The 6423-nt window shown below is 69.5% G+C and carries 8 protein-coding genes; 7 read left to right on the top strand and 1 reads right to left on the bottom strand.

Annotation, left to right across the window (positions count from 1 at the left end):
• Positions 1-34: 34 nt before the first annotated feature.
• The gene (locus tag ACFWFI_RS39875; protein ID WP_387400385.1) at positions 35-1363 is read right to left on the bottom strand and encodes a nicotinate phosphoribosyltransferase; all 1329 of its coding nucleotides are present in this window, start codon (positions 1361-1363) and stop codon (positions 35-37) included.
• Positions 1364-1451: 88 nt separating this feature from the next.
• On the opposite strand from ACFWFI_RS39875, the gene clpS reads away from it, so the two are divergent.
• From clpS to ACFWFI_RS39840, 7 genes are all read left to right on the top strand, one after another.
• Complete coding sequence (gene clpS, locus ACFWFI_RS39870) at positions 1452-1760, top strand: ATP-dependent Clp protease adapter ClpS (RefSeq protein ID WP_376380082.1); 309 nt, start codon at positions 1452-1454, stop codon at positions 1758-1760.
• Between the two features lie 44 nt (positions 1761-1804).
• Complete coding sequence (locus ACFWFI_RS39865; protein ID WP_387400382.1) at positions 1805-2392, top strand: DUF2017 domain-containing protein; 588 nt, start codon at positions 1805-1807, stop codon at positions 2390-2392.
• A 303-nt stretch (positions 2393-2695) separates the two neighbouring features.
• Positions 2696-4126 carry an amino acid permease gene (locus ACFWFI_RS39860; protein WP_387400380.1) on the top strand — a complete coding sequence of 477 codons (1431 nt, stop codon included), beginning with the start codon at positions 2696-2698 and terminating at the stop codon, positions 4124-4126.
• A gap of 113 nt (positions 4127-4239) precedes the next feature.
• Positions 4240-4674 carry a M67 family metallopeptidase gene (locus ACFWFI_RS39855; protein WP_387400378.1) on the top strand — a complete coding sequence of 145 codons (435 nt, stop codon included), beginning with the start codon at positions 4240-4242 and terminating at the stop codon, positions 4672-4674.
• Positions 4675-4792: 118 nt separating this feature from the next.
• On the top strand, positions 4793-4906 hold the full coding sequence (locus tag ACFWFI_RS39850; protein WP_387400376.1) for a putative leader peptide: 114 nt from the start codon (positions 4793-4795) through the stop codon (positions 4904-4906).
• A gap of 112 nt (positions 4907-5018) precedes the next feature.
• Entirely contained in the window at positions 5019-5297 is a 279-nt protein-coding gene (locus ACFWFI_RS39845; protein ID WP_387400374.1) for a MoaD/ThiS family protein, read from the top strand.
• A complete protein-coding gene (locus tag ACFWFI_RS39840) occupies positions 5297-6247 on the top strand; it encodes a PLP-dependent cysteine synthase family protein (RefSeq protein ID WP_387400372.1) in 951 nt (316 codons plus the stop codon). The genes ACFWFI_RS39845 and ACFWFI_RS39840 overlap by 1 nt, the downstream gene beginning before the upstream one ends.
• The last annotated feature ends 176 nt before the right edge of the window (positions 6248-6423 follow it).

Genomic DNA, 6423 nt, shown 5'->3' with positions numbered 1-6423 from the left:
CGGGCGGGCAGGTCTCACTCCTGCCCCGGGGGCCTCACACGTACTCCGTCGGCAGCACCGGCTCCCCGCGCGACAGCTGCATCGCCGACATCGGCAGCCCCGACCGTGCCGCGATGTGCCGCTCCCGCGCGGCCTCCAGCGGCTCCCTGGCGACCACCTCGCCGCCCCTGACCAGCTCCACCAGGAGCTGGCGGTCCGCCAGCTCCGGCGGTACGTCACCGGTGCCGATGACCTCGGCCTCGGCCACTCCGTACCCGTCGAGCCGGCGCGCCGCCCACTTGCGGCCGCCCCTCGACGACTTCGCGCCCAGCGACTTCTTCACGACCGGCAGCAGCGGATCGGCCGGATCTGCGGACCTCGCACGCGCCACCAGCTTGTAGACCATGGAGCACGTCGGGTGCCCGCTCCCGGTGACCAGCTGCGTGCCCACCCCGTAGGTGTCGACGGGCGCGGCGGCCAGCGAGGCGATCGCGTACTCGTCCAGGTCGGAGGTCACCACGATCTTCGTCTCCGTGGCACCGAGTTCGTCCAGCTGCTGGCGGACCCGGTGCGCGACGAGCAGCAGGTCGCCCGAGTCGATCCGCACGGCCCCGAGCTCCGGCCCCGCGACCTCCACGGCCGTACGGACCGCCTCGGTCACGTCGTACGTGTCGACCAGCAGCGAGGTCCCCCGGCCCAGCGAGTCCACCTGCGCCCGGAAGGCGTCCCGCTCGCTGTCGTGCAGCAGGGTGAAGGCGTGGGCGCTCGTACCGACCGTCGGGATGTTGTAGCGGAAGCCGGCCGCGAGGTCCGAGGTGGTGTGGAAGCCGCCGATGTACGCGGCGCGGGCCGACGCCACCGCCGACAGCTCGTGGGTACGCCGCGCGCCCATCTCGATGAGCCGTCGGCCACCCGCGGCGGCCGACATCCGGGACGCGGCGGCCGCGATCGCCGAGTCGTGGTTCAGGATCGAAAGGATCACGGTCTCCAGCAGCACGCATTCGGCGAAGGAGCCCTCGACCCGCAGGAGCGGCGAGCCCGGGAAGTAGACCTCGCCCTCCGGGTAGCCCCAGATGTCGCCGCTGAAGCGGTAGTCGGCCAGCCAGTCCACGGTGGGGCCGTCCACGACGTGCTGGTCGCGCAGGAAGGTGAGCATCTCGTCGTCGAAGTGGAAGTTCTCCACCGCGTCGAGCACGCGCCCGGTGCCCGCGACGACGCCGTAGCGCCGCCCCTCGGGCAGCCGGCGGGTGAAGGCCTCGAAGACGGAGCGCCGGTCCGCGGTGCCGGCCTTCAGTGCGGCCTGCACCATCGTGAGCTCGTACTGGTCGGTGAAGAGCGCGGTCGACGGCACACCGACCCGTCGCCCAAGGTCCGCTGAGTTCATGCCGGGGATGCTACTCCCTATTCGTCAAAGTGACGAGATGGGGGCGCCGTTTGTGCGCGGGCCCCTCTCTGGTGGCAGCATGGGGTAGGTGAGCGTTGCTGCCCCCGTAGAGATCGAACGTCCCGAATCGGCCGAGGAGACCTTCGCCGTCCCTGAGCCCGATGTCCCCTGGGTGACGCTGGTGCACAACGACCCGGTCAACCTCATGAGCTATGTGACGTATGTCTTCCAGGCCTACTTCGGCTATCCCAAGGACAAGGCGCACAAGCTGATGCTCGACGTGCACCAGAAGGGCCGCGCGGTCGTCTCCAGCGGCAGCCGCGAGGAGATGGAACGCGATGTCCAGGCCATGCACGGTTACGGGCTCTGGGCCACGCTGACCCAGGACCGCAACTGACCCACCACCGCTGCCCCTCCGTCCGACCCACCATCGGAGAATTCATGGCCGGCCACTTCGAGGCCACCCCAGGCGGCGGCGCGTCCGTCGCGCTCGACGAGGTCGAGGTCGCCATCCTGCGCTCCCTCGCCGTCCAGCTGCTCGAACTGATCGGACCCGGCGACGAACCCGCCGAGGGCGAGGATCCGCTCGCCGCCCTCTTCGCGGAGGGGCCGAGCGAACCACCCTCCGACCCCGCCCTGGCCCGGCTCTTCCCCGAGGCGTACGGGGACGAGGACAAGGAGCTGCGCGAGGCCTCCGCCGAATTCCGCCGCTTCACCGAGAACGACCTGCGCACCCGCAAGCGCGACGACGCCCTCGCCGTCGTGCGGTCGCTCGACGCGCTCGCACCCGTGCCGGACAGCGGCGCCGTGCTCAGCCTCACCGCCGACGAGTGCCACCACTGGCTGGGCTCCCTCAACGACCTCCGGCTCACGATCGGCACCCGCCTGGAGGTGTCCGACGAGGACGAGGGCCAGGACGGATCGCTCTACCGGCTCCCCGACAGCGATCCGCGCAAGCCGATGGTGATGGCTTATCTCTGGCTCGGCGCGCTGCAGGAAACGCTCATCGAAACCCTGATGCCCGACTGAGGCCCTCCGGGCTCGCTCAACGGATGCTCAAATCCGAATAACGATCCCGTCACCTGAATGGCGTTCTTTGCAGCGCCTGGAAACGCTTGTCCGCTTTTTCCTGTGGTGTGCGCCACATAATGTCCGTTGGCCTCGCCCGGCGACCGTGATAAATCTTCACGACCGCCCGGGGACGCCACCCCTGTCCCCGGGGGCGCTACAAGCCGGCCGAACGCCGGCGGCACTCCATCCATATCCGGGGGGATCAGGACCTGATCCGACGCCGACGACGGCGCGGATCGGCGTGGAGAAAGGCGCACCACCATGACATCGGCGCAGGTCGACAACGGACAGGCGGACGGCCCGAAGGCCGTCGACGCCCCGGCGGGCGAGGGTTACCAGCGTGGCCTGGGGGCCCGCCAGATCCAGATGATCGCCATCGGCGGAGCCATCGGCACGGGGCTCTTCCTCGGCGCGGGCAAAGCCATCGACAGGGCCGGGCCCAGCCTGATCCTGGCGTACGCCATCGCGGGTCTGGTCATCTTCTTCATCATGCGCGCCCTGGGCGAACTGCTCATGTACCGCCCGGTGTCCGGCTCCTTCTCGGAGTACGCACGTGAATTCCTCGGCCCCTTCTTCGGATTCGTGACCGGCTGGACGTACTGGCTCTTCTGGGTCGTCACCGGAATCACCGAAGTCACCGCCGCCGCCACATATATGACGTACTGGTGGGACATTCCGCAGTGGCTGTCCGCACTGGTGTTCACCATCATTCTGTACGGCGCCAACCTGATCTCGGTGAAGCTCTTCGGTGAGCTCGAGTTCTGGTTCTCGATGGTCAAGGTCACCGCGATCCTCGGCATGATCCTCATCTGTGCCGGCGTGCTCACGATCGGCTTCTCCGACGCCGGTGACACCGCGACCGTCGCCAACCTGTGGAACGACGGCGGCTTCTTCCCCGAAGGCATCGGCGGCACGCTGATGACCCTCCAGATCGTGATGTTCGCGTTCCTCGCCGTCGAACTCGTCGGCGTCACCGCCGGCGAGTCCAAGGACCCGAAGACCGTCCTGCCCAAGGCCATCAACACCGTGCCGTGGCGCATCGCCGTCTTCTACGTCGGCGCACTGATCATGATCCTTTCCGTGGTCCCGTGGAGCACCTTCAAGCCGGGCGTCTCACCGTTCGTCGCCGCGTTCCAGGAAATGGGCCTCGGCATCGGCGCCGCGATCGTCAACTTCGTCGTGCTCACCGCCGCGCTCTCCTCCTGCAACTCCGGCATGTACTCCACCGGCCGCATGCTGCGCGACCTCGCGCTCAACGGGCAGGGGCCCAAGGCCTTCACCAAGCTGACGAAGAACGGCCTCCCGCTGGTCGGCACCACGTTCTCCGCCGCGCTGATGCTCGTCGGCGTCTGGATCAACTACCAGTGGCCCGGCGACGCGTTCAACTACGTCGTCTCCTTCGCGACGATCTCCGGCATGTGGGCCTGGATCATGATCCTGATCTGTCAGCTCCGCTTCCGCGCCAAGGCCGACCGCGGCGAACTGCCCCAGTCCACCTTCAAGGCACCCGGGGCGCCGTTCAGCAGCTGGTTCGCCCTCGCGTTCATCGGCCTCGTCATCGTCATGATGGCCGTCGACAAGGACGCCAGGATCTCGCTCTACTGCGCACCGGTGTGGGGCCTCGTCCTCGGCGTCTCCTACCTCGTGCTCAAGGCCCGCAACCCCGAGAACACGGCCTTCGCCAAGCGCTGACCCGCGCCACGGCGCCTCCGGGACACCGGCCGCCCCAACGGCCCTGTCCGGCATCCGGGCCCTCCCGTACCACCCCTCGGTACGGGAGGGCCCGTCTGCTTATCCTGGGCGCCATGCTGACCCTTACCCAGACGCTCTACGACCAGATCGTCGCGCACTCCCGCGCGGACCACCCCGACGAGGCGTGCGGAGTGGTCGCCGGCCCGGCCGGGACCGGCCGCGCCGAGCGCTTCGTCCCCATGCTCAACGCCGCGCGCTCACCCACGTTCTACGAGTTCGACTCCGCGGACCTGCTGAAGCTCTACCGCGACATGGACGACCGCGACGAGGAGCCGGTGATCATCTACCACTCCCACACCGCGACCGAGGCCTACCCCTCCCGCACCGACCTCACGTACGCCAACGAGCCCGGCGCCCACTACGTGCTGGTCTCCACCGCCGACACCGACGACGCGGGACCCTTCCAGTTCCGCTCGTATCGCATCGTGGACGGCGAGATCACCGAGGAAGAGGTCGAGGTCGTCGAGGCCTACCCCACCGCGGCCTGACGCCCGGGGGCGGCTCCGGACGCACCGCCCCCACCGCCTGTCCACATGGCGAACGCTCACCATCCACCATGTGGAATCACACTCCGGGTTCCGGGTGGGGAATCGATACGATGAGCCCATGGTTCCCCATGACGTGAGCGACAAGACGCCGGGCATGCTGCTCGTCGCGCGGCTGCACGTCGACCTGTGCAGGCTTTCCAGCGCGATGTGTCCGGCCAACGCCTGCCCGTGAACCGCACGGCCTGAGCCGCGGTCCGAGCGCACCACGTACGCACCACCCCCGCGCGGGGGCACACAAACGCGCGCCCCACGCCACCTCCCCGCTTTCGACAGGAGCCCACGCCATGGCCATCGAGGTCCGCATCCCGACCATCCTCCGCACCTACACCGACGGCGCCAAGGCCGTCGAGGGCAGCGGGGAGACCCTCGCCGACCTCTTCGCCGACCTGGAGACCCGCCACAACGGCATCCGTGAGCGCATCGTCGACGGCGACCAGCTGCGCCGCTTCGTGAACGTCTACCTCAACGACGAGGACGTCCGCTTCCTCGACGGCATCTCCACCAAGCTCACCGACGGCGACAACGTCACCATCCTCCCGGCCGTCGCCGGCGGCATGCGCTGATGCGGTACGACTCCCCGCTGGCGGCCGTGGGCAACACCCCCCTGGTCCGCCTCCCGCGGCTGTCCCCGTCCGAGGACGTCCGCATCTGGGCCAAGCTCGAGGACCGCAACCCCACCGGCTCGATCAAGGACCGCCCCGCGCTCCACATGGTCGAGCAGGCGGAGAAGGACGGCCGCCTGACACCCGGCTGCACGATCCTCGAACCCACCAGCGGCAACACCGGCATCTCGCTCGCCATGGCGGCCAGGCTCAAGGGCTACCGCATCGTCTGCGTCATGCCGGAGAACACCTCGCAGGAACGGCGCGACCTGCTCACCATGTGGGGCGCCGAGATCATCTCCTCCCCGGCGGCAGGCGGCTCCAACACGGCCGTCCGCGTCGCCAAGGAGCTGTCGGCCGAACACCCCGACTGGGTGATGCTCTACCAGTACGGCAACCCGGACAACGCCGGAGCCCACTACGCCACCACCGGGCCGGAGATCCTCACCGACCTCCCCTCGATCACGCACTTCGTGGCAGGCCTCGGCACCACCGGCACCCTCATGGGCGTCGGCCGCTACCTCCGCGAGAACAAGCCGGACGTCAGCATCGTCGCCGCCGAACCGCGCTACGACGACCTCGTCTACGGCCTGCGCAACCTCGACGAGGGCTTCGTCCCCGAGCTCTACGACGCCTCCGTGCTCACCACCCGCTTCTCCGTCGGCTCAGCCGACGCCGTCACCCGCACCCGCGAGCTCCTCCAGCAGGAGGGCATCTTCGCGGGCGTCTCCACCGGCGCCGCGCTCCACGCCGCAATCGGCGTCGGCCACAAGGCCGTCAAGGCGGGCGAGTCCGCCGACATCGTCTTCGTCGTCGCGGACGGCGGCTGGAAGTACCTGTCGACCGGCGTCTACACCGCCGCCACGACAGAAGCCGCCATCGAAACCCTGCACGGCCAGCTCTGGGCCTGACCCCGCCCGGGCCGCCCGTCGGCCGACCCGCCCGCACCCGGCCGGGCTCCCCAGCGGAGCCCGGCCGCACGCGTGTCCGTGCCCCCCGCCGCCGCGCCACGCCCGGGCCCCGCGCCGCCCGCACACCGCCCGAACCCCGGCCTTCCCCGCACTCCGAACCGGTGACACGCCAGGTG

It is taken from the genome of Streptomyces sp. NPDC060209, from assembly GCF_042728155.1.
Classification (GTDB): domain Bacteria; phylum Actinomycetota; class Actinomycetes; order Streptomycetales; family Streptomycetaceae; genus Streptomyces.
Note: the sequence above shows the minus strand (reverse complement) of the source record. Positions and strands in the feature narration are given on the sequence as shown.